The organism is Sphingomonas sp. Leaf22, from assembly GCF_001421715.1.
Classification (GTDB): domain Bacteria; phylum Pseudomonadota; class Alphaproteobacteria; order Sphingomonadales; family Sphingomonadaceae; genus Sphingomonas.
Genome location: NZ_LMKP01000002.1, coordinates 51,521 through 68,584 on the forward strand (window position 1 = coordinate 51,521; position 17,064 = coordinate 68,584).

At 65.0% G+C, this 17,064-nt stretch carries 22 protein-coding genes; 11 read left to right on the forward strand and 11 right to left on the reverse strand.

Annotation, left to right across the window (positions count from 1 at the left end; genetic code table 11):
- Nucleotides 1-33: 33 nt before the first annotated feature.
- Nucleotides 34-510: a transcription elongation factor GreA gene (gene greA / locus ASE70_RS02160; RefSeq protein ID WP_056500965.1), complete on the forward strand. Its 477-nt coding sequence runs from the start codon at nt 34-36 to the stop codon at nt 508-510.
- A 6-nt stretch (nt 511-516) separates the two neighbouring features.
- Complete coding sequence (locus ASE70_RS02165; protein WP_056500969.1) at nt 517-1,176, forward strand: rhomboid family intramembrane serine protease; 660 nt, start codon at nt 517-519, stop codon at nt 1,174-1,176.
- Between the two features lie 181 nt (nt 1,177-1,357).
- On the opposite strand, the gene ASE70_RS02170 is transcribed toward ASE70_RS02165, so the two are convergent.
- The 5 genes from ASE70_RS02170 to ASE70_RS02190 form a co-directional block, all read right to left on the reverse strand.
- A complete protein-coding gene (locus ASE70_RS02170) occupies nt 1,358-1,579 on the reverse strand; it encodes a DUF4170 domain-containing protein (protein WP_056004110.1) in 222 nt (73 codons plus the stop codon).
- 92 nt (nt 1,580-1,671) lie between these two features.
- Nucleotides 1,672-2,151: a DUF883 family protein gene (locus ASE70_RS19035; protein WP_082450541.1), complete on the reverse strand. Its 480-nt coding sequence runs from the start codon at nt 2,149-2,151 to the stop codon at nt 1,672-1,674.
- 4 nt (nt 2,152-2,155) lie between these two features.
- A complete protein-coding gene (locus tag ASE70_RS02180) occupies nt 2,156-2,461 on the reverse strand; it encodes a hypothetical protein (protein ID WP_056500972.1) in 306 nt (101 codons plus the stop codon).
- Nucleotides 2,461-2,793, reverse strand: a complete 333-nt coding sequence (locus ASE70_RS02185) for a phage holin family protein (protein ID WP_056500975.1) — start codon at nt 2,791-2,793, stop codon at nt 2,461-2,463. Before ASE70_RS02185 ends, ASE70_RS02180 begins: the two co-directional genes overlap by 1 nt.
- Before the next feature lie 8 nt (nt 2,794-2,801).
- Nucleotides 2,802-3,338: a hypothetical protein gene (locus ASE70_RS02190; RefSeq protein ID WP_056400566.1), complete on the reverse strand. Its 537-nt coding sequence runs from the start codon at nt 3,336-3,338 to the stop codon at nt 2,802-2,804.
- Nucleotides 3,339-3,483: 145 nt separating this feature from the next.
- Here ASE70_RS02190 and eno point away from each other — a divergent pair, with 145 nt between their 5' ends.
- Complete coding sequence (gene eno, locus ASE70_RS02195; RefSeq protein ID WP_056500977.1) at nt 3,484-4,758, forward strand: phosphopyruvate hydratase; 1,275 nt, start codon at nt 3,484-3,486, stop codon at nt 4,756-4,758.
- A gap of 149 nt (nt 4,759-4,907) precedes the next feature.
- Nucleotides 4,908-5,789: a hypothetical protein gene (locus ASE70_RS02200; RefSeq protein WP_156355917.1), complete on the forward strand. Its 882-nt coding sequence runs from the start codon at nt 4,908-4,910 to the stop codon at nt 5,787-5,789.
- Between the two features lie 109 nt (nt 5,790-5,898).
- On the opposite strand, the gene ASE70_RS02205 is transcribed toward ASE70_RS02200, so the two are convergent.
- The 3 genes from ASE70_RS02205 to ASE70_RS02215 all read right to left on the reverse strand — a co-directional run bounded on the left by ASE70_RS02205 (nt 5,899) and on the right by ASE70_RS02215 (nt 7,120).
- Nucleotides 5,899-6,237 (reverse strand): hypothetical protein, encoded by a 339-nt coding sequence (locus ASE70_RS02205; protein WP_056400560.1) that lies wholly within the window; start codon nt 6,235-6,237, stop codon nt 5,899-5,901.
- A gap of 48 nt (nt 6,238-6,285) precedes the next feature.
- Nucleotides 6,286-6,651 carry a hypothetical protein gene (locus ASE70_RS02210; protein ID WP_056500983.1) on the reverse strand — a complete coding sequence of 122 codons (366 nt, stop codon included), beginning with the start codon at nt 6,649-6,651 and terminating at the stop codon, nt 6,286-6,288.
- A 100-nt stretch (nt 6,652-6,751) separates the two neighbouring features.
- Nucleotides 6,752-7,120: a tRNA-binding protein gene (locus tag ASE70_RS02215; protein ID WP_056500985.1), complete on the reverse strand. Its 369-nt coding sequence runs from the start codon at nt 7,118-7,120 to the stop codon at nt 6,752-6,754.
- A 62-nt stretch (nt 7,121-7,182) separates the two neighbouring features.
- Between ASE70_RS02215 and ASE70_RS02220 the strand changes: the two genes are divergently transcribed.
- From ASE70_RS02220 to ASE70_RS02230, 3 genes are all read left to right on the forward strand, one after another.
- The gene (locus ASE70_RS02220) at nt 7,183-7,539 is read left to right on the forward strand and encodes an FtsB family cell division protein (RefSeq protein ID WP_082449919.1); all 357 of its coding nucleotides are present in this window, start codon (nt 7,183-7,185) and stop codon (nt 7,537-7,539) included.
- A 98-nt stretch (nt 7,540-7,637) separates the two neighbouring features.
- Nucleotides 7,638-8,687, forward strand: coding sequence for a pyruvate dehydrogenase (acetyl-transferring) E1 component subunit alpha (pdhA, locus tag ASE70_RS02225; RefSeq protein ID WP_056500988.1), 1,050 nt, complete (start codon nt 7,638-7,640; stop codon nt 8,685-8,687).
- A 1-nt stretch (nt 8,688) separates the two neighbouring features.
- Complete coding sequence (locus tag ASE70_RS02230; RefSeq protein ID WP_056500991.1) at nt 8,689-10,128, forward strand: pyruvate dehydrogenase complex E1 component subunit beta; 1,440 nt, start codon at nt 8,689-8,691, stop codon at nt 10,126-10,128.
- A gap of 150 nt (nt 10,129-10,278) precedes the next feature.
- On the opposite strand, the gene ASE70_RS02235 is transcribed toward ASE70_RS02230, so the two are convergent.
- From ASE70_RS02235 to ASE70_RS02245, 3 genes are read right to left on the reverse strand one after another with little or no spacing between them, the layout of a single operon-like run.
- A complete protein-coding gene (locus ASE70_RS02235) occupies nt 10,279-10,956 on the reverse strand; it encodes a TadE/TadG family type IV pilus assembly protein (protein ID WP_056500993.1) in 678 nt (225 codons plus the stop codon).
- Nucleotides 10,950-11,531 (reverse strand): TadE/TadG family type IV pilus assembly protein, encoded by a 582-nt coding sequence (locus ASE70_RS02240; protein ID WP_056500996.1) that lies wholly within the window; start codon nt 11,529-11,531, stop codon nt 10,950-10,952. Before ASE70_RS02240 ends, ASE70_RS02235 begins: the two co-directional genes overlap by 7 nt.
- On the reverse strand, nt 11,528-13,513 hold the full coding sequence (locus tag ASE70_RS02245) for a pilus assembly protein (protein WP_056501001.1): 1,986 nt from the start codon (nt 13,511-13,513) through the stop codon (nt 11,528-11,530). The genes ASE70_RS02240 and ASE70_RS02245 overlap by 4 nt, the downstream gene beginning before the upstream one ends.
- Nucleotides 13,514-13,606: 93 nt before the next feature.
- Between ASE70_RS02245 and ASE70_RS02250 the strand changes: the two genes are divergently transcribed.
- From ASE70_RS02250 to ASE70_RS02265, 4 genes are read left to right on the forward strand one after another with little or no spacing between them, the layout of a single operon-like run.
- Nucleotides 13,607-14,248 (forward strand): squalene/phytoene synthase family protein, encoded by a 642-nt coding sequence (locus tag ASE70_RS02250; protein ID WP_056501003.1) that lies wholly within the window; start codon nt 13,607-13,609, stop codon nt 14,246-14,248.
- 40 nt (nt 14,249-14,288) lie between these two features.
- Nucleotides 14,289-14,750: an EF-hand domain-containing protein gene (locus tag ASE70_RS02255; RefSeq protein WP_056501006.1), complete on the forward strand. Its 462-nt coding sequence runs from the start codon at nt 14,289-14,291 to the stop codon at nt 14,748-14,750.
- 49 nt (nt 14,751-14,799) lie between these two features.
- Nucleotides 14,800-15,228 (forward strand): MerR family transcriptional regulator, encoded by a 429-nt coding sequence (locus ASE70_RS02260; RefSeq protein ID WP_235519524.1) that lies wholly within the window; start codon nt 14,800-14,802, stop codon nt 15,226-15,228.
- Nucleotides 15,229-15,232: 4 nt separating this feature from the next.
- Entirely contained in the window at nt 15,233-17,035 is a 1,803-nt protein-coding gene (locus ASE70_RS02265; protein ID WP_056501012.1) for an acyl-CoA dehydrogenase C-terminal domain-containing protein, read from the forward strand.
- The last annotated feature ends 29 nt before the right edge of the window (nt 17,036-17,064 follow it).

Below are 17,064 nucleotides of genomic sequence, written 5' to 3' on the forward strand. Positions count from 1 at the left end.
AGGGGGCTACTTACGAAAAGGGACGCGCGCGCGATGGCGACGGTCGAAAAGATGCCGATGTTGCAAGAGGGCTATGATCGCCTGACGGTGCATCTCAAGCAACTGAAGGTCGAACGGCCACAGATCATCGACGCGATCGAGGAAGCGCGCGCGCATGGCGATCTGTCGGAAAACGCCGAATATCATGCTGCGAAGGAACGGCAGGGCCAGATCGAGGCGTCGATCGCCGATATCGAGGACAAGCTGTCCCGCGCACAGGTGATCGATCCGAAAGAGCTGTCGGGCGACAAGGTCGTGTTCGGCGCGACCGTCACCCTGCTCGACGAGGATGACAAGGCGGTCACCTACCAGATCGTCGGCCAGACCGAGGCCGATGCCAAGTCGGGCCGCATTTCGTACAATTCGCCGATGGGCCGCGCGCTGATCGGGCGCAAGATCGATGACGATGTCGAGGTGACCGTGCCGTCGGGCGACCGGTATTACCAGATCTCGAAGATCGAGTTCATCTAAACGCCCATGTTCGAACGGCGTCCTTCCCCGTCGATCGTGGTGATCGGCGGGTTGATCGTGTGCGTCAGCGCGTGGCTGATCCTGACCGGTGGCGTATGGAGCGCGGCGATCGCGGCGGGCTTCGTGCCGTTGCGGATGACCAGCAATGTCGCATCGATCGAGGGGTTTGCGCCGTTCGTGCCGGTATGGCTGACCCCGATTACCGCCGCATTCATCCATGACGGGTGGTTGCATCTCGGCTTCAATCTGCTGACCCTCGCCATCGTCGGCACCCCGACGCAGCGCGCGGTCGGATTGCGCGGAGTATTGGTACTGTTGCTGGTCGGCGCCTATGCGTCGGTGGCGGCGCAGTGGCTGGCCGGACCGACTTCGCCCGCGCCGATGATCGGGGCGAGTGGGGCGATCTCGGCGCTGATCGGGGCCTATGCGCTGCTGTTCGGCGGCGGCAAGGCGAAGGCGATCGGACCGGTGCCGGCGCATGTCGTCCATGCGATATGGCTGGGGGTCAGCTGGACGCTGCTGAATCTGGCGATCGGCTGGGCGAGTGCGGGCAGCGGCATGCCGGTCGCGGGGGCGGCACATGCCGGCGGGTTCATTGCCGGAATGGTGTTGCTGCGGCCCTTGTTGCGGTGGCGCTGGGGGGTGCGGGTGGCTCGGGCCGACTGATCCGCGGCACCGTTCCCTGTCCACACCTCCCCATTTGCTTCGAGCGGAGGTTCGAGCCTGTCGAGAACGGTAGTCGAGAAGGCAGTGCCCCAAACGACCAAGTTCTCGACGGACGCTTCTCGACAGGCTCGAAGCTGCTCGAACCGAACGGGGTACAGGGAGCCGTTCGGGATCGGGGGCCTTATGCCGCCGGCAGTTCCGGTTCGAGCAGGCGGTGGAGATGGACCACCACATACTTCATCTCGGCATCGTCGACGGTCCGCTGTGCAGCGGCGCGCCATGCCTTTTCGGCGCTGGCATAGTCGCCGAAGATGCCGACGACGTCGATCGCCTTCAGGTCGGCGAAATCGAGCGTGCGCGGATCGGCGACGCGGCCGCCGAAGACGAGGTGGAGTTTGCTCATGATCGCTCCCGCAGTGCAAAAAAAAGATACGCCCCGTCGCATAGCGGACGGAGCGTACCCTTCAACCCATAAACTCGGATTCGTGGCGGAGGTCAGCCCTTGACGGCAGCCTTGCCGCTGTCCTTGGCCGCCTGCACCACCGTGCCGAAGGCGGCGCGGATCTGTTCCTTGGCACCGTCCTTGCTCGGCAGCGCGGCGGTCAGCTGCTCCTTGCCGACGTCGCGTGCCGTCGCGGCAGCGGCGGTGGCGGCTGCGGCCAGCTTCTTGCCGAGCGGGGCGAGCGTCTTCGTTTCCTGCGCGGTGCGCGGCAGCAAGGCACCGACGACGGCACCGAGCGCAAGGCCGCCGGCGAGGACCGCGAGCGGATTGGTCTCGATCGTGTCCGATGCGCGCTTGGCGGCCTCGTGCGCCGCTTCCGACGCACGCTGGGCGGCTTCGTGTGCGGCGTCCGACGCACGCTTGGCGGCGTCGTGGGCGGCGTCGCTGGTCGCGTGGGCGGCGGTCGACGCCTTTTCCTTCAGCGTGTCGATGGTGCCCGCGGTTTCGTGCGGGACGGTCTTGAGTTCGCTCATGATGTCATTCCTTGTTCGGGACGGGCGGGGGCGGGGCGATGGGGGGCGGGGGTGGCGCCTTGCGGAACAGCCGGGCGATGCGCTTGCGGGCGAGCAGGGCGACGACGCCGGTCGCGATGCCGGCGGCGACACCCGGCCGTTCCATCACGATCGCGACGCCGTCCTCCGCCTTGTCGCGCAGGTCGTCGGCGACGCCCGAGGCGATGGTCGACGGCGACAGGCGATGCTTTGCTTCGGCAACGCTGGCCTGCAACCGGGCACGCTTTATCAGCGCATCGGCACGGGCGGCGGCGAGGGTCGGCGGGATCATCAGCTGTCTCCCAACGGTGCGACGACGCGCTTGAAGCTCGACAACGCAACCTTGGCGAGGATCGCGGCGACGACCAGCGCCACGACGACGACCAGCAATGTAGCCCAGCCCGGCCCCATGATCGGCCGCAGCGACAGGATTGCACCGATCAGCAGGGCGGTAACCGCCGACAAGGCGATGACCACCGCGCCGGCCGCGAGGCCGATGGCGATGCCGGCCTGCGACCCGCGCGTGCTGGCCACCATCTTCCACAGCGTCACCTCGGCCTTGGCATAGGCCTTTGCGTCCTCGACGACCCGGCCGACAACCGTTCCCAGCCCCTCGTCCCCCATGATCGGGATCAGCCCTTTACCACGGGGAGGGTGTCGGCATCGGTGCCGGCCTTCACGATGCGCGCCAGCAGGAAGCCGAGGGCTGCAGCGGTGCCGATGGCGACGGCCGGACTCTTGCGGACGAAATCGCTGGCGTCGGCGATCAGATCGTCGACTTCCTTGCCGCGCAGATTGTCCGAGAAGCCCGAAATCGCCTTGGCGGCCGAGCGAGCATATTGGCCATATTGCTCGCCCAGCTTCTCATCGACGGTGCCGGCGGCATCTTCCATCAACTTCGAGAATTCGTCGAGCGCCCCGGTCGCGCGTGCCTTGCCTTCATCGGCGAGGCCGCGTGCCTTTTCGGTCGCCTTGGCCGACAGCTTCGATGCCTCGTCCTTCAGCGTCTGGGTGGTGCTGCCGGTCGCGCTCGCTTCCGAATCGAACGACGTCGTGGCGGCCGGGGAGAACTCGACGGTGCCGCCGGTGGTCGGGTTGATATCGGCGTTGAAGTCGACAGCGGTATCGCTGGTGGCCGGCGAACTGCCGGGCCGATTGAAGTCGGTCATAACGAATCCTTTCTTCGTTTCGGTAGGAAAACCATGTCGCACAGGTCGGGTTCCGTGCGGCACGCAAGGATTTGCGAGCGGCGGGCCGAATGGATAGAGGGGCGGCGACCACGCCGTCCCGCACGGATATCAAAGGAGTCGTTACGTGACCGCAATCATTCAGGTGCATGGCCGCCAGATCCTCGACAGCCGCGGCAATCCGACCGTCGAGGTCGATGTGCTGCTGGAGGATGGCAGCTTCGGCCGTGCCGCGGTCCCGTCGGGCGCGTCGACCGGCGCGCACGAAGCCGTCGAGAAGCGCGATGGCGACAAGAGCGTCTATCTGGGCAAGGGCGTGCTGGGCGCGGTCGAAGCGGTGAACGGCGACATCGCCGAAGCGGTGCTGGGCATGGATGCAGAGGACCAGAGTGACATCGATGAGGCGATGATCCAACTCGACGGTACCGAGAACAAGGGCCGGCTGGGCGCGAACGCGATCCTCGGCGTCAGCCTCGCCGTGGCGAAGGCGGCGACGGATGCCCGTGGCCTGCCGCTGTACCGCTATGTCGGCGGCGTGTCGGCGCATCTGCTGCCGGTGCCGATGATGAACATCATCAACGGCGGCGAACATGCCGACAACCCGATCGATTTCCAGGAATTCATGGTCATGCCGGTCGGTGCCGACAGCATCGCCGAAGCGGTCCGGTGCGGCTCGGAAATCTTCCACACGCTGAAGAAGGGCCTGTCCGAAAAGGGCCTCGCCACCTCGGTCGGCGACGAAGGCGGCTTTGCCCCGGCGCTCAACAGCACGATCGACGCGCTCGACTTCATCATGCAGAGCATCGAGCGCGCCGGGTACAAGCCGGGCGAGGACGTCATGCTGGCGCTCGATTGCGCCGCGACCGAATTCTTCAAGGGCGGCCGGTACGAGATGGTCGGCGAGGGCAAGTCGCTCTCCCCGCACGAAATGGCCGATTACCTCGCCGATCTCGCCGCGCGCTATCCGATCCTGTCGATCGAGGACGGCATGGGCGAGGACGATTTCGAAGGCTGGAAGGCGCTGACCGACAAGATCGGCGACAAGGTCCAGCTGGTCGGCGACGATCTGTTCGTGACCAATCCGAAGCGGCTGGCGATGGGTCTGGAACAGGGCCTCGCCAATTCGCTGCTGGTGAAGGTCAACCAGATCGGCACGCTGACCGAAACGCTGGAGGCGGTGAACCTGGCGCAGCGCAACCGCTATACCGCGGTCATGTCGCACCGGTCGGGCGAGACCGAGGACGCGACGATCGCCGACCTCGCGGTCGCGACCAACTGCGGCCAGATCAAGACCGGCTCGCTGGCGCGGTCGGACCGGCTTGCCAAGTACAACCAGCTCATCCGGATCGAGGAAGAACTGGCAGGAGCCGCGCGCTATGCGGGGCGTTCGATTCTGCGCTGAGCTAATCGTCGGTCGGGGAAGGGAGCGTCGGTGCGAGCCGGCGCTCCTTGTCGTTTATCGCTTGTGTCGTTCTATCGGATTAGTCGAACAGGACTTGTCGCCAATGTGCCTGCGAATACCATCGGGCCATGCGCACTATTCGATTCGCCTTGGCGGCCTCCGTGCTGGCTTTTTCCGCTCCGGCGTTAGCCGGCGAGCAATGTTCGCTTCCTAAAGGGTGGCAGCAGGTCCTCCAGCGTAATCCACGCTACGTGGTCTTCGGTGAAATTCACGGATCAAGGGAGTCTCCGGCCTTTGTCGGCAATTTCGCTTGTGCGCTGGCGAAGCGAGGCGAGCGAGTGCTAGTTGCGGTCGAACTGAGCGCGAGAGCAGATGCTGCTTTCCAGGCGGCTTGGCGTCTGCCTCCGGCGCAGTTTCCCGGCGAGCTGATGAGGCAGGGCTGGGTCGATGAGACGGATGGTCGGGGCAGCGAAGCGATGCGCGACTTGCTCATCCGCTTGCACGCGGCCGAAAGCGACGGGATGCCGATCGCGATCGTCGCGTTCAACGGTGATCGAGACGATGCCCAACGCGCGAAGTTTGCACACCTCCCGGGTCAGGAGCCGCACGAGGCAGCGCAGGCAGAGAATGTTCGCGCCGCGGTTGCCGCCGGACGCTATGATCGTGTTTTAGTGCTGACGGGGAACGTTCACGCCCAAAAGATGCCGATCGAGCGGCGGGGGATCGTCTTCCGACCGATGGCGGTGCATCTTGCTCCAGCGGCGCAGGTCGTGTCGCTCAATATGGTCACGGCGGGAGGTTCAAGCTGGAATTGTCAGATGCGTGCCGGTTACAAGCCGGTGCCGGGTCAGCCGGTCGGTTCAGACGCGATCGAATGCGCTGCGCATCCGTTGCGTGCTGACGCCGCGCTTGACCTTCCGCAGTTCGTCTCCCTGCGACCGTTGCCTGGGGAGGCAGCTACGCCGAGCTATGACGGTGTTTTCTGGTTGGGCCCGGTCAACGCCTCACCGCCCGCACTTCCCGAGCGTTGAGCCGATCGTCGGTTGGCAAAGGGAGCGTTGGTTCAAGCCGGCGCTCCTTTTGCGTAAGCCGGCATCGGCGCGTCGTGATCCGGGCCTCCGATGGCCCTTTGATATCGGATCAGCGCTGCTTTTTCACGATGGTCGCGGTGAAGTCGGGGTCCTTGTTCGCCACCCAGTCGACGAATTTGCGGACATTCGGGTTCGCGAGCAGCGTGTCGACGTCCATCCCGGCGCGTTGCAGTTCGGAATTGGTGAAATTGGCCATCAACGTCTGCTGACAGATCGAATGCATCGGCACGACGTCGCGGCCGCCCCGGCTTTTGGGGACGGGATGATGCCAGACGATCGTCTTGCCGGTGGGCCGGCCGCACAGCCAGCAGATGACGGCGGGGGCCGGCGCGTCGTCGCCGTCATCCGTCTGCGGATAGGGATCGTGCCGGTTGTTCTTGCGGGCCATGTCGTTGCCAATCCACCTAATCTTCGGTCGTCGTCGACGACGTGCTTCTCAATCCTGATAGCGTAACAGGTTCGCGAACCCTTCGTTCGCCTTGGTCATTTTCGCGATTTTCCGCAGTTGCGCCCGGACGCCCCGGTCGAATCGCTGGTCGTCGTAGATGCCGGTGATCCGGTATTCGTCCTGCGCCAGCAACGCCTTTACCCGGCCGGCCAAGGCGGCCTGATCGGTCGTGCAATCGGTGGCGAGCAACGCGCGGCTGACCCATTCCTCCGCTGCGGCCTTGTCATATTCGCCCTGCGCCTCGTAGCCGCGCCGGTCCGCTGCTGCCTGTTCCAGCTTGGCTGCGGACAGACGGCTTTCCAGCCAGAGGCGGACCCGGCTTGTGTCCCATGCGGTGGCGGTTGCGTTGCTCATCCGTCTTCCTTCAAACGGGACGCGTTCGCTGCCCCCGGATATGGCCTGTATCGGCAATGCTGGGCGGATGCACCCGCCATGACCGGTGCCCGCGCGCCGATCAGAACAGCCGCCCGCCGTCCGGTACCTGCCGGTCCGGCGCGAACAGCACGACCGCGCCGGCTTCGTCGGGAAAGCCCAGCGTCAGCACCTCGGACACGAACTTGCCGATCTGACGCGGCGGGAAATTGACCACTGCCGCGACTTGTCGTCCGATCAGTCCGTCGCAGTCATACTGCTCGGTGATCTGCGCGCTCGATCGCTTGCGGCCGAGCACCGGGCCGAAATCGATGACGAGCTTGATCGCGGGCTTGCGCGCTTGCGGATAGGATTCGGCGGCGACGATCGTGCCGACACGGATATCGACCTTCAGGAACGTATCGAAGTCGGTCGGGTCGGTCAGGGTCGCTGGATCGTGCAGCAGGTGCATATCGGCTCCTTGCCACCGGTTGGTGGCTTGCGTGGGCGCAGGCTATAACCGACATACGCGCCATGTCGCGACCCTCGCCCCTTCGTCAGATGCTGAAACGTGCCGGATGGCCGGCGCTGGTCATCCTCGTCATCGGATTCTTCGCCTATCACGCGGTGCTGGGGCCGAACGGCGTGCTGGCGTATCGCGAGTATCAGCGCAACCTGGCGGTGCGGAAGGCGCAATATGCGTGTCTGGAAAAGGTGCGCGCCGAGCTGCGCAACCGGGTCGAGCTGCTCGATCCGCGCCATGCCGACCCGGACATGGTCGACGAACTGGTCCGGCGGAAGCTGAACGTCGCCCACCCGGACGAATTCATCGTGCCGATCACCGGCGAGGCGGCGGCGCGAAGCCGCTGCGGGATCCGCATCGACGACTGAATCCGGACCGGAACGGGCAGGTTCGGTTGCACGAGGGCATAATTCGCGCCATAGGCGGCGCTTCCTTCCCATCCTTTCAGGAACGAGGCATCCGAACCGTGGCAAAAGCACCGGCGCCAGGCCGCACCAGCGAACCCGTCATTCCCAATCGCGAACGGCCGGGTGAGCCAACGCGGTACGAGGCGTCGAAAGAGGAGCTGCTCTCCTTCTACAAGGAGATGCTGCTGATCCGTCGTTTCGAGGAGAAAGCGGGGCAATTGTACGGCCTCGGCCTGATCGGTGGTTTCTGCCACCTGTATATCGGGCAGGAAGCCGTCGCCGTGGGGCTGCAGTCGGCGCTCGAGTCCGGCAAGGACTCGGTGATCACCGGCTATCGCGACCATGGCCACATGCTCGCCTATGGCATCGATCCGAAGGTGATCATGGCCGAACTGACCGGGCGCGAGGCCGGCATCAGCCGCGGCAAGGGCGGGTCGATGCACATGTTCTCGACCGAGCACAAGTTCTATGGCGGCCACGGCATCGTGGGTGCGCAGGTGTCGCTGGGCGCGGGCCTCGCGTTCGGTCACAAGTACAGCAACGACGGCGGCGTCTGCATGACGTATTTCGGCGATGGTGCGTCGAATCAGGGTCAGGTGTACGAATCGTTCAACATGGCCGAGCTGTGGAAGCTCCCGATCATCTTCGTGATCGAGAACAACCAGTATGCGATGGGCACCAGCGTCAACCGCTCGTCGGCCGAGGACCAGCTCTATCGCCGCGGCGAAAGCTTCCGCATTCCGGGCATCCAGGTCGACGGCATGGACGTACTGGCGTGCCGTGGTGCCGCCGAAACCGCGCTCGAATGGGTGCGTGCGGGCAAGGGGCCGATCATCCTCGAGATGAAGACCTATCGCTATCGCGGCCATTCGATGTCCGACCCGGCCAAGTATCGCAGCCGCGACGAAGTGCAGGCGATGCGCGACAATTCGGACCCGATCGAGGGGCTGAAGCGCGAGCTGACCGCCGCCGGCGTGCAGGAGGACGAGCTGAAGGCGATCGAGGCTGAAATCCGCAAGGTGGTGAACGCGGCTGCCGATTTCGCCGAAAGCGCGCCCGAACCGGACGCCAAGGAACTGTACACCGACGTTCTGGTGGAGACCTACTGAGATGCCGATCGAACTGAAGATGCCGGCGCTGTCGCCCACGATGGAAGAAGGCACGCTGGCCAAGTGGCTCGTCAAGGAGGGCGACACGGTCAAGTCGGGCGACATCATGGCCGAGATCGAGACGGACAAGGCGACGATGGAATTCGAAGCGGTCGACGAAGGTACGATCGCGCAGATCCTGATCGCCGAGGGCACCGATAACGTGAAGGTCGGCGCGGTCATCGCGATCCTCGCCGGCGAGGGCGAGGATGTCGACGCCGCCAAGTCGGCCCAGCCGACCGAGGCGCGTGCCGGCGAAGCCGCCGCTGCCACGCCCAAGGCCGACGAGAAGAACGACGACAAGGCACCGCCAGCGCCCGAGGGCACGACGCAGCAGCATGCCGAGACCGGCGCGCGCCAGCTGTTCGACGCCGCCGATCAGGAAGGCGACACCAGCCCGGAAATTCCGGAAGGGACCGAAATGGTCAAGACCACGGTCCGCGACGCACTGCGCGACGCGATGGCCGAGGAAATGCGGGCCGACGACCGCGTGTTCGTGATGGGCGAGGAAGTCGCCGAATATCAGGGCGCGTACAAGGTCACGCAGGGCCTGCTCGCCGAATTCGGCGATCGTCGCGTCATCGACACGCCGATCACCGAGTACGGCTTTGCCGGCATCGGTACCGGTGCGGCGATGGGCGGGCTGCGTCCGGTCATCGAATTCATGACGTTCAACTTCGCCATGCAGGCGATCGACCACATCATCAATTCGGCGGCCAAGACCAATTACATGTCGGGCGGCCAGATGCGGTGCCCGATCGTGTTCCGCGGTCCCAACGGTGCGGCGAGCCGCGTGGGAGCCCAGCACTCGCAGAACTATGGCCCGTGGTACGCTTCGGTCCCCGGCCTGATCGTGATCGCGCCCTATGATGCGGCCGATGCGAAGGGCCTGTTGAAGGCGGCGATCCGCTCGACCGACCCGGTCGTCTTCCTCGAAAACGAACTGATGTACGGCCGCTCGTTCGACGTGCCGAAGCTCGACGATTTCGTCCTGCCGATCGGCAAGGCGCGGATCATGAAGCCGGGCAAGGACGTCACCATCGTCAGCTATTCGATCGGCGTCGGCCTTGCGCTCGAAGCCGCCGAGAAGCTGGCGGGCGAGGGCATCGACGCCGAAGTGATCGACATGCGCACGCTGCGCCCGCTCGACACCAAGACGGTGCTGAAGTCGCTGAAGAAGACCAACCGGCTGGTCGTGGTCGAGGAAGGTTGGCCGACCTGCTCGATCGCGTCGGAAATCGCCGCGGTGGTCATGGAGCAGGGCTTCGACGATCTCGACGCCCCGGTGCTGCGCGTCACCAACGAAGACGTGCCGCTGCCCTATGCCGCCAATCTCGAAAAGCTGGCGCTCATCACCAGCGACAAGGTCGTCGCGGCGGTGAAGAAGGTCACGTACAAGTAAGCCACGGCGCCGCTGCGGTATCCTCCGCAGCGGCGACTGGTCGCCGCGTCGGTTCGGGAATGTGCCGGACCCGCGACGTGCCGATCACGCTACCGGTTTCCGGAACGGACGGCCTTCAAATCCGCCTTCGCGTGAATTTCGGATGGACCCTCAGACGGTGTAGCGGTCGCAGGTCATGCGTTGCTTCACCTGCGGCACCGGATCGCGCACGCCCTCCTCCAGCAAGCGATTGTCGCGCACGATGAAGGCGGCGGTCTGCTGCAATTTCGGGTTGCCGAGGAAAAAGGTCGGTAGCAGCGGCTGATAGTCGAAATTGATCTCGACGAAGATCACTGCCGCGCGATCGGGTGCCTGCACCGGCTTGGCCGGGTCGCCCATTCCCCGAAACGTGCTGCCCGATGTTCCGCCATCGCCTTCGCGGCCGAAACTCGAATCATAGCCCGGACCACGTTTCAGCCCGACGCAGCGCTGCCAGTGGATCCACTGCGCGCCGTCCTTCGTCTCGAGGCTGGAAATCGTCACCCGGCCGTTGGTGGTGACGCCCAGTGCTTCGGTTTGCCGGCGCAGCCCGCCGATCACCTCGTTCACGTCAGCCTCGCGCAGCTGTTGCGTCGCAGCGTTGGTGTCGACGCCGACGCGCGAGATATTGTCGGCGAGCGTCTGCGTCGCCTGACTCAGCCGAAGCTGCTGGACGCCGAAATTGCACAATTCGACCGCGCACAGCCCGATGGTAAGGACGACGGGCAATGCCAGCGCGAATTCCAGCAGGGCGACGCCGCGCCGGGCATGGTGCAGATCGTGCAGTCGGCGGGCCGCGATCATCAGCATATCCGCTCCGGCGTGGCTGCGCTCTGCGTGTCATAGGGCTGGTTCTTGAGTGCGCTGGACGCCGAGATTTTCTGATCGGAGGACCAGCCCATCAGCCCGGTCAGCGGAAACAGGCGGGGATAGGTGATCTCTACGGTATAGACGGTGATGTCGTTCGCACCGCCCTGACCGGTGGTACCCGGATCGGAATCCCACAGGCCATTGCCGTTGGTGTCGGTGAAGCATTCTCCGGGATCACGGCGATTGTTGCTGTTGACGTCGTCGAACGGTTCGGCTTCGACGCCGTCATAGTTGCGATAATGCAGTCGCTTGCTGATCCAGGTCAGGTTCGGCGCGACCGGTCGCACCTGCTGGATAACCGCCTCGTCGATCGCCGCGGCGGCGGACGTGGTCGCGTTACCCTCCAGCGTGCCCTTGCGCGCGGCGGCCTGTAGCGCGCCCGTCAGGATTGCCTGGGCGTACGACCGGTAGCACAGGTCGAACAGGCCCATCAGCAACAGCAGCAGGACGGGTGCGAGCAACGCGAATTCGATCAGGGTCGCGCCGCGCCGATCGCGCGCGATCCGCACGATCATTTCGACACCCGCAGCTTGGCGATCTGTGCGGCGATGTTGGTGAACGCGGCGTTCAACTGGGCGGTGTTGCTCGCCTCGAACGAACGCCCCTCCGTCGTGCAGTTGCTGAGCAGCGGGGGCATCGTCGTGCCGAACGCGATGACCCAGACGGTAATGTCCTTGCGCCGCGCGACCTGGCACAACGCCAGCAGGCGATTGGCGACGATGGTGTCCTGTTCGTTATTCTGCGCGTCGTTGGACGTGAAGCCGGTCGTGCGACGACGATCCAGCCCCGACAGGCCATAGGCCTCGTACACCGTGTTATCGGTATCGGTTTCGCCGTCGGTCATGAAGATCAGGTGCTGCGCATTCTTCGCGCCGTTCAATCCGGTGTTGACGACGTCCCCGAAGATGCCGTCGCGCGACATCAGGCGCAGGCCCCACAGAAAGCCGATATCATGGTGGGTCTTGCCCCCGACGATCAGGCTATTGACGTAGCTTTGCAGGTCGGCGCGCGTGAATGCCTGCAACAGCTTTGCCGGCGAAGGGCAAGGAGCGTTCTGGCCGCTATTCACGTCCTTAAGGTTCGTGAAGTCGAGGTTCGAGCGCACTGGGGGGAGGGACCATTTGGTGAAGCTTTCCCGAGCGAACACCGCGGCCGGCAGCCATGGTTTCCAACGGGTGTCGTCGTTGGAAGGGTCGGGGACCATGTCGATGTTCAGGTCGTACGCGTCGGATGGAATGGTATCGTAGGTCGACTGCCGGACGGTCTTGCGCTCCTCGATGCATCCATTCTGCTGATTCCAGGTGATCGTTCGCGACTTGCCCTGTGCGGCGATGTTCATGGAAATCGATCCGCCACTGACGCGGGCCCCCGTGCCCTTCAATCCCGAAACGGGTACGTTGACCGGCTCATACGACCACCAATGAGTAGTCGTCGGGGTACCGGCAACGGGCTTGCCTTTATTCTTGTTTGGAACGCGGGTGTCGGTCCGTGTTTCGACATAATTGCGGTACGACGTTTCGGTGATTTCACACCGCGCATTGACGATTTTCGTCGAATAGGCGCTGCCGGTCCGGGTCCGGGTATAGGTAATCGTCTGGCTGCCGTCCCCCTTTCCAGCGTCTTTCCACGTCGTATCGGTTTGCGATGTGTTCACGGCGTTTGCCGGCGCGCTACAATCCTCCGGCCTGCCGAAGCTTTTGCTCGTTACGGTCGAACCGCTCTTTTTCTGCCATGATCCGGCAGTCGTTACCCAATCGGCGTTGTCCACCGTATCCGGACCCTTGGTCGTCTCGGGGCCCAGATAGCGGCGCGATTGGTAATCGGCCTTGTCGACCATCCATTCGGGGCGCAGCAACATGCCGACATTGACGTTGGCCGAATAGGGAACCGCGCCATAGCGGATCAGTGTTCCGGGCTTCTTGGCGCGGTCGAGCGTGTCGTAGAAATTCATCACCGCCTGACGCAGGCCGGTGATCCGATCGGCGCTGTCGCCGGGGTTGATGTCGCTCATCGATCCGGTGGTATCGAGAACGAACATGATATCGAGATTGGGAATTTCGAGCTTGGCTTCGCAGGCGACCGAGACCGTGACCGGTTCGAAGCCGGCCAACTGCATCACCGTCATCGGTACGGTGACCGATGCCGTCGCGGCGACCTGTCCCGCGTCGGTCTTGACCGGCGTGAAGACGGGGGCGTTCGACCCCATCGATCCCGTCTGGAAATTATTCGCGAAGAAGGCGCGCGCCTGCGATACGGCCGCGTCGTTGAAATCGTTGCCGTTCATGAACTTCCGGCCCGCCAGCGCGCCGGCATCGCACGCCTGTTGCAGGCGAACCTTGACGTAATAGACCCGCGCGGTGTCGATCGCCGATCCCGCCATGCCGAGGAGCGGGATCATCGCGACCGCCATCATCGCCAGCGTATTGCCGCCGCGATCGTGCGCCAGCCGCGAGAGAAAACCGCCCGATCGTCTCCGATCTCGTCCGCGTCCGATCATTGCCCGTCCATTCCAGCGCCAAAGTCGCGCAATCAATGGTTTGTTTGCCAGATCGGGGTTGACGGAGCGTAAAGACCCGCGCTGACGGGATCGATGCCCATCGATCCAGATCCCGAACGCAGCCTTGCGCTGACCTATGCCCCCGCCGACCGCCGCGCGGCATTGTCGGCGCTGCTGGCGCTCGACGCCGCGCTGGCCGATGTCGTCCGGACCACGACCCAACCCGCGATCGGCCAGATCCGGCTTGCGTGGTGGCGCGAACAGCTTGCCAAGCTGGACCATGCGCCGCCGCCCGCCATGCCGGTCCTGACCGCGCTCGCCGAAACCGTGCTGCCACATGGTGTCACCGGCGCGGCGCTGGTGAAGGTGGTGGAAGGCTGGGAGGTGTTGATCGAGGAGGACACGCTCGACCGCGAGACGCTGCGCCGGTTCGGGGCGGAACGGGGCGGGCGGCTGTTCGCGCTGGCGGCCGCGATCCTCGGCGGCGATGTCGACCGGGCGACGATGCTGGGGCAGGGGTGGGCGCTGGCCGACCTGTTGCACCATGTCGACGATGCCGCGACCGCCCAAACCGCCGGTACGCTGGCCGGCGAGGCGCTGGCGACGCCGCTGCGCCGGGTCGCCCGGCCGCTCGGCCTGCTGGCGCTGTCGGCGCGGCTCGATCTGGCACGCGTGGCACCGGGCGGGCCGAAACGGGCGGCGCGACTGGCGTGGTTCGGACTTGCCGGGCGATAGCGGCTGACCGATACAGGCACCGGCAATCGGGGGGTGAGCGATGTGGCGGTTCCTGGCGGGGGTAGGGTCGGCCTTGGCGCTGGTCGCGGCGGGCCTGTTCCTGTTCCGCGGGGTCGCGGCGACCGAGAAACTGCCGCCGCCGCCGGCTCCCCCGGCGACGGCGCAAACGGCGGACGCCGAAATTCCCGAACCGCCCGCCGCATCGCCGCGCACCCGCGAACAGAAGCGGTTCGACCGATATGACAAGGACCGCGACAGCCGCATTACCCGCGACGAATATCTGGCATCGCGGCGCAAGGCCTATGCGAAGCTCGACACCAATGGCGACGGGCGGCTGACCTTCGACGAATGGGCGATCAAGACCAGTACGAAGTTCGCGGCAGCGGACAAGGGCCGCGACGGCGCGCTCGACGCCGCCGAATTCGCGACGACTGCGGTCAAGCGCAAGCCGGCGAAGCGGGTCAACTGTCCGCCGGTGCCAGCGACTGGCGACGAAGGTTGACGTTCACGTCAACGTAAACTAATCATTGGCTATGCAACTCGCAGTCTCCATGCCGCCTGAGTCGCCCGGGCAAGCCGATCGCTTTTCGATCACCGACCTGTGCAACGAATTCGGCGTGACCGCGCGCGCGCTCCGCTTCTACGAGGATGAGGGGCTGATCGCGCCCGAACGGCGCGGCCTTGCCCGCATCTATTCGCAGCGCGACCGGGCACGGCTGGCGTGGATCCTGCGCGGCAAGCGGGTCGGGTTCAGCCTTGCCGATATTCGCGAGATGATCGACCTGTACGATATCGGCGACGGCCGCGTCGTACAACGGCAGGTCACCGTCCAGAAATGCCGCGACCGGATCGCGCTCCTCGAAAACCAGCGGCGCGACATCGATGCCGCGATCGCCGAACTCAGCGACTTCGTGACGACCATCGAAACGCTGCCGTACCAGACCGCCCCGTCAGAGGGTGCCTCCCCGGAGAAGGATTGACCCGATGCCCAGCTATACCCCGCCGGTCCGCGACACCCGCTTCATCCTCGACCATGTTCTCAAGATCGGCGACCATGCCGCGCTGCCCGGTTTCGCCAATGCCACGCCCGACACGGTCGAGGCGGTGCTGGAAGAGGGCGGTCGCTTCGTTGCCGAAGTGCTGTTTCCCTTGAACGCATCGGGCGATCAGCAGGGCTGCACCCGCCATACCGATGGCAGCGTGACGACGCCCGACGGGTTCAAACAGGCGTATCGTCAGTTCGTCGAATCGGGCTGGGGCACGCTGTCCGCGCCCGAACAATTCGGTGGGCAGGCGATGCCGCATGTCGTCGCGACCGCGTTCGAGGAATATCTGATCTCCGCCAACATGGCCTTCGCCATGTATCCCGGGCTGACGCACGGCGCGATCGCCGCTTTGCTGGTCAAGGGCAGCCCCGAACAGCAGGCGATGTATGTGCCCAAGATGGTGTCGGGCGAATGGGGCGGCACCATGAACCTGACCGAGCCGCAATGCGGCACCGATCTGGGCCTCATCAAGACGCGCGCGGTGCCGAACGGCGACGGGTCGTGGGCGATCACCGGCACCAAGATCTTCATCTCGTCGGGCGAGCATGACCTGACCGACAACATCATCCACCTCGTCCTTGCCAAGACGCCGGGTGCGCCGGAAAGCTCGAAGGGGATTTCGCTGTTCGTCGTGCCGAAGTTCCTCGTGAACGACGACGGGTCGCTCGGCGCGCGCAATCCGGTGACGTGCGGATCGATCGAGCACAAGATGGGCATCCACGCCAATTCGACCTGCGTCATGAACTATGACGGCGCGACGGGTTGGCTGGTCGGCGACGAGATGAAGGGGCTGGCCGCCATGTTCATCATGATGAACGCCGCGCGGCTCGGCGTCGGGTTGCAGGGGCTGGGCGTGGCCGAGACCGCGTATCAGAATGCGGTGATCTATGCCGGCGACCGGCGGCAGGGGCGGGCGCTGACCGGCCCGGCGCAACCGGACGAAAAGGCCGATACGCTGTTCGTCCATCCCGACGTCCGCCGGATGCTGATGGAGGGCAAGGCGCTGACCGAAGGGTTGCGGGCGCTGTGCCTGTGGGGGGCGTTGCAGGTCGATCTGGCGTATATGAGCGAGGACGCGGCAACCCGCGAGCTGGCCGATGATCTCGTGTCGCTGCTGACCCCGGTCATCAAGGGCTATGGCACCGACAAGGGCTATGACATCGCGACCAACGCGCAGCAGGTTTATGGCGGCCATGGCTACATCGCCGAATGGGGCATGGAGCAATATGTCCGCGATGCCCGGATCGCGATGATCTATGAAGGCACCAACGGCGTGCAGGCGATGGATCTGGTCGGACGCAAACTGGCACAGAATGGCGGGCGTGCGATCCAGCATTTCTTCCGCATCGTGGCCGAAGAAATCGCGACCGCCAAGGGTGCCGACGCGACGCGCGATTTCGCCGAGCGGCTGGAGCGCGGACTGAAGGACCTGCAGGCCGCGACGATGTGGTTCATCGCCAACGGCATGCAGAACCCGAACCATGTCGGCGCGGGTGCGCATTCGTACATGCACATCATGGGGATCGTCGCGACCGGCCTCATGTGGCTGCGGATGCTGACCGCGTCCGAGGCACTGGCGGCATCGGGCGAGGGCGATGCGACGTTCACCGAGGGCAAACGGGTAACCGCGCGCTTCTATGCCGAGCGGATCATTCCCGACACCGGCGCCCTGCGGCGCAAGGTCGAGGGCGGGTCCGATGCGGTGATGGCGCTCGACCCGGCACTGTTCGCGCGGGGGTAGGGGCACCAGTCAGAACCGTCATCCTGGCG

Excerpts from the sequence above, each read along its gene's own strand:
- greA (WP_056500965.1), top strand. The coding sequence starts at position 34 with ATGGCGACGGTCGAAAAGATGCCGATGTTGCAAGAGGGCTATGATCGC.
- ASE70_RS02165 (WP_056500969.1), top strand. The coding sequence starts at position 517 with ATGTTCGAACGGCGTCCTTCCCCGTCGATCGTGGTGATCGGCGGGTTG.
- ASE70_RS02170 (WP_056004110.1), bottom strand. The coding sequence starts at position 1,579 with ATGAGCAAACTCCACCTCGTCTTCGGCGGCCGCGTCGCCGATCCGCGC.
- ASE70_RS19035 (WP_082450541.1), bottom strand. The coding sequence starts at position 2,151 with ATGAGCGAACTCAAGACCGTCCCGCACGAAACCGCGGGCACCATCGAC.
- ASE70_RS02180 (WP_056500972.1), bottom strand. The coding sequence starts at position 2,461 with ATGATCCCGCCGACCCTCGCCGCCGCCCGTGCCGATGCGCTGATAAAG.
- ASE70_RS02185 (WP_056500975.1), bottom strand. The coding sequence starts at position 2,793 with ATGGGGGACGAGGGGCTGGGAACGGTTGTCGGCCGGGTCGTCGAGGAC.
- ASE70_RS02190 (WP_056400566.1), bottom strand. The coding sequence starts at position 3,338 with ATGACCGACTTCAATCGGCCCGGCAGTTCGCCGGCCACCAGCGATACC.
- ASE70_RS02205 (WP_056400560.1), bottom strand. The coding sequence starts at position 6,237 with ATGGCCCGCAAGAACAACCGGCACGATCCCTATCCGCAGACGGATGAC.
- ASE70_RS02210 (WP_056500983.1), bottom strand. The coding sequence starts at position 6,651 with ATGAGCAACGCAACCGCCACCGCATGGGACACAAGCCGGGTCCGCCTC.
- ASE70_RS02215 (WP_056500985.1), bottom strand. The coding sequence starts at position 7,120 with ATGCACCTGCTGCACGATCCAGCGACCCTGACCGACCCGACCGACTTC.
- ASE70_RS02220 (WP_082449919.1), top strand. The coding sequence starts at position 7,183 with ATGTCGCGACCCTCGCCCCTTCGTCAGATGCTGAAACGTGCCGGATGG.
- ASE70_RS02230 (WP_056500991.1), top strand. The coding sequence starts at position 8,689 with ATGCCGATCGAACTGAAGATGCCGGCGCTGTCGCCCACGATGGAAGAA.
- ASE70_RS02235 (WP_056500993.1), bottom strand. The coding sequence starts at position 10,956 with ATGCTGATGATCGCGGCCCGCCGACTGCACGATCTGCACCATGCCCGG.
- ASE70_RS02240 (WP_056500996.1), bottom strand. The coding sequence starts at position 11,531 with ATGATCGTGCGGATCGCGCGCGATCGGCGCGGCGCGACCCTGATCGAA.
- ASE70_RS02245 (WP_056501001.1), bottom strand. The coding sequence starts at position 13,513 with ATGATCGGACGCGGACGAGATCGGAGACGATCGGGCGGTTTTCTCTCG.
- ASE70_RS02250 (WP_056501003.1), top strand. The coding sequence starts at position 13,607 with ATGCCCATCGATCCAGATCCCGAACGCAGCCTTGCGCTGACCTATGCC.
- ASE70_RS02255 (WP_056501006.1), top strand. The coding sequence starts at position 14,289 with ATGTGGCGGTTCCTGGCGGGGGTAGGGTCGGCCTTGGCGCTGGTCGCG.
- ASE70_RS02260 (WP_235519524.1), top strand. The coding sequence starts at position 14,800 with ATGCCGCCTGAGTCGCCCGGGCAAGCCGATCGCTTTTCGATCACCGAC.
- ASE70_RS02265 (WP_056501012.1), top strand. The coding sequence starts at position 15,233 with ATGCCCAGCTATACCCCGCCGGTCCGCGACACCCGCTTCATCCTCGAC.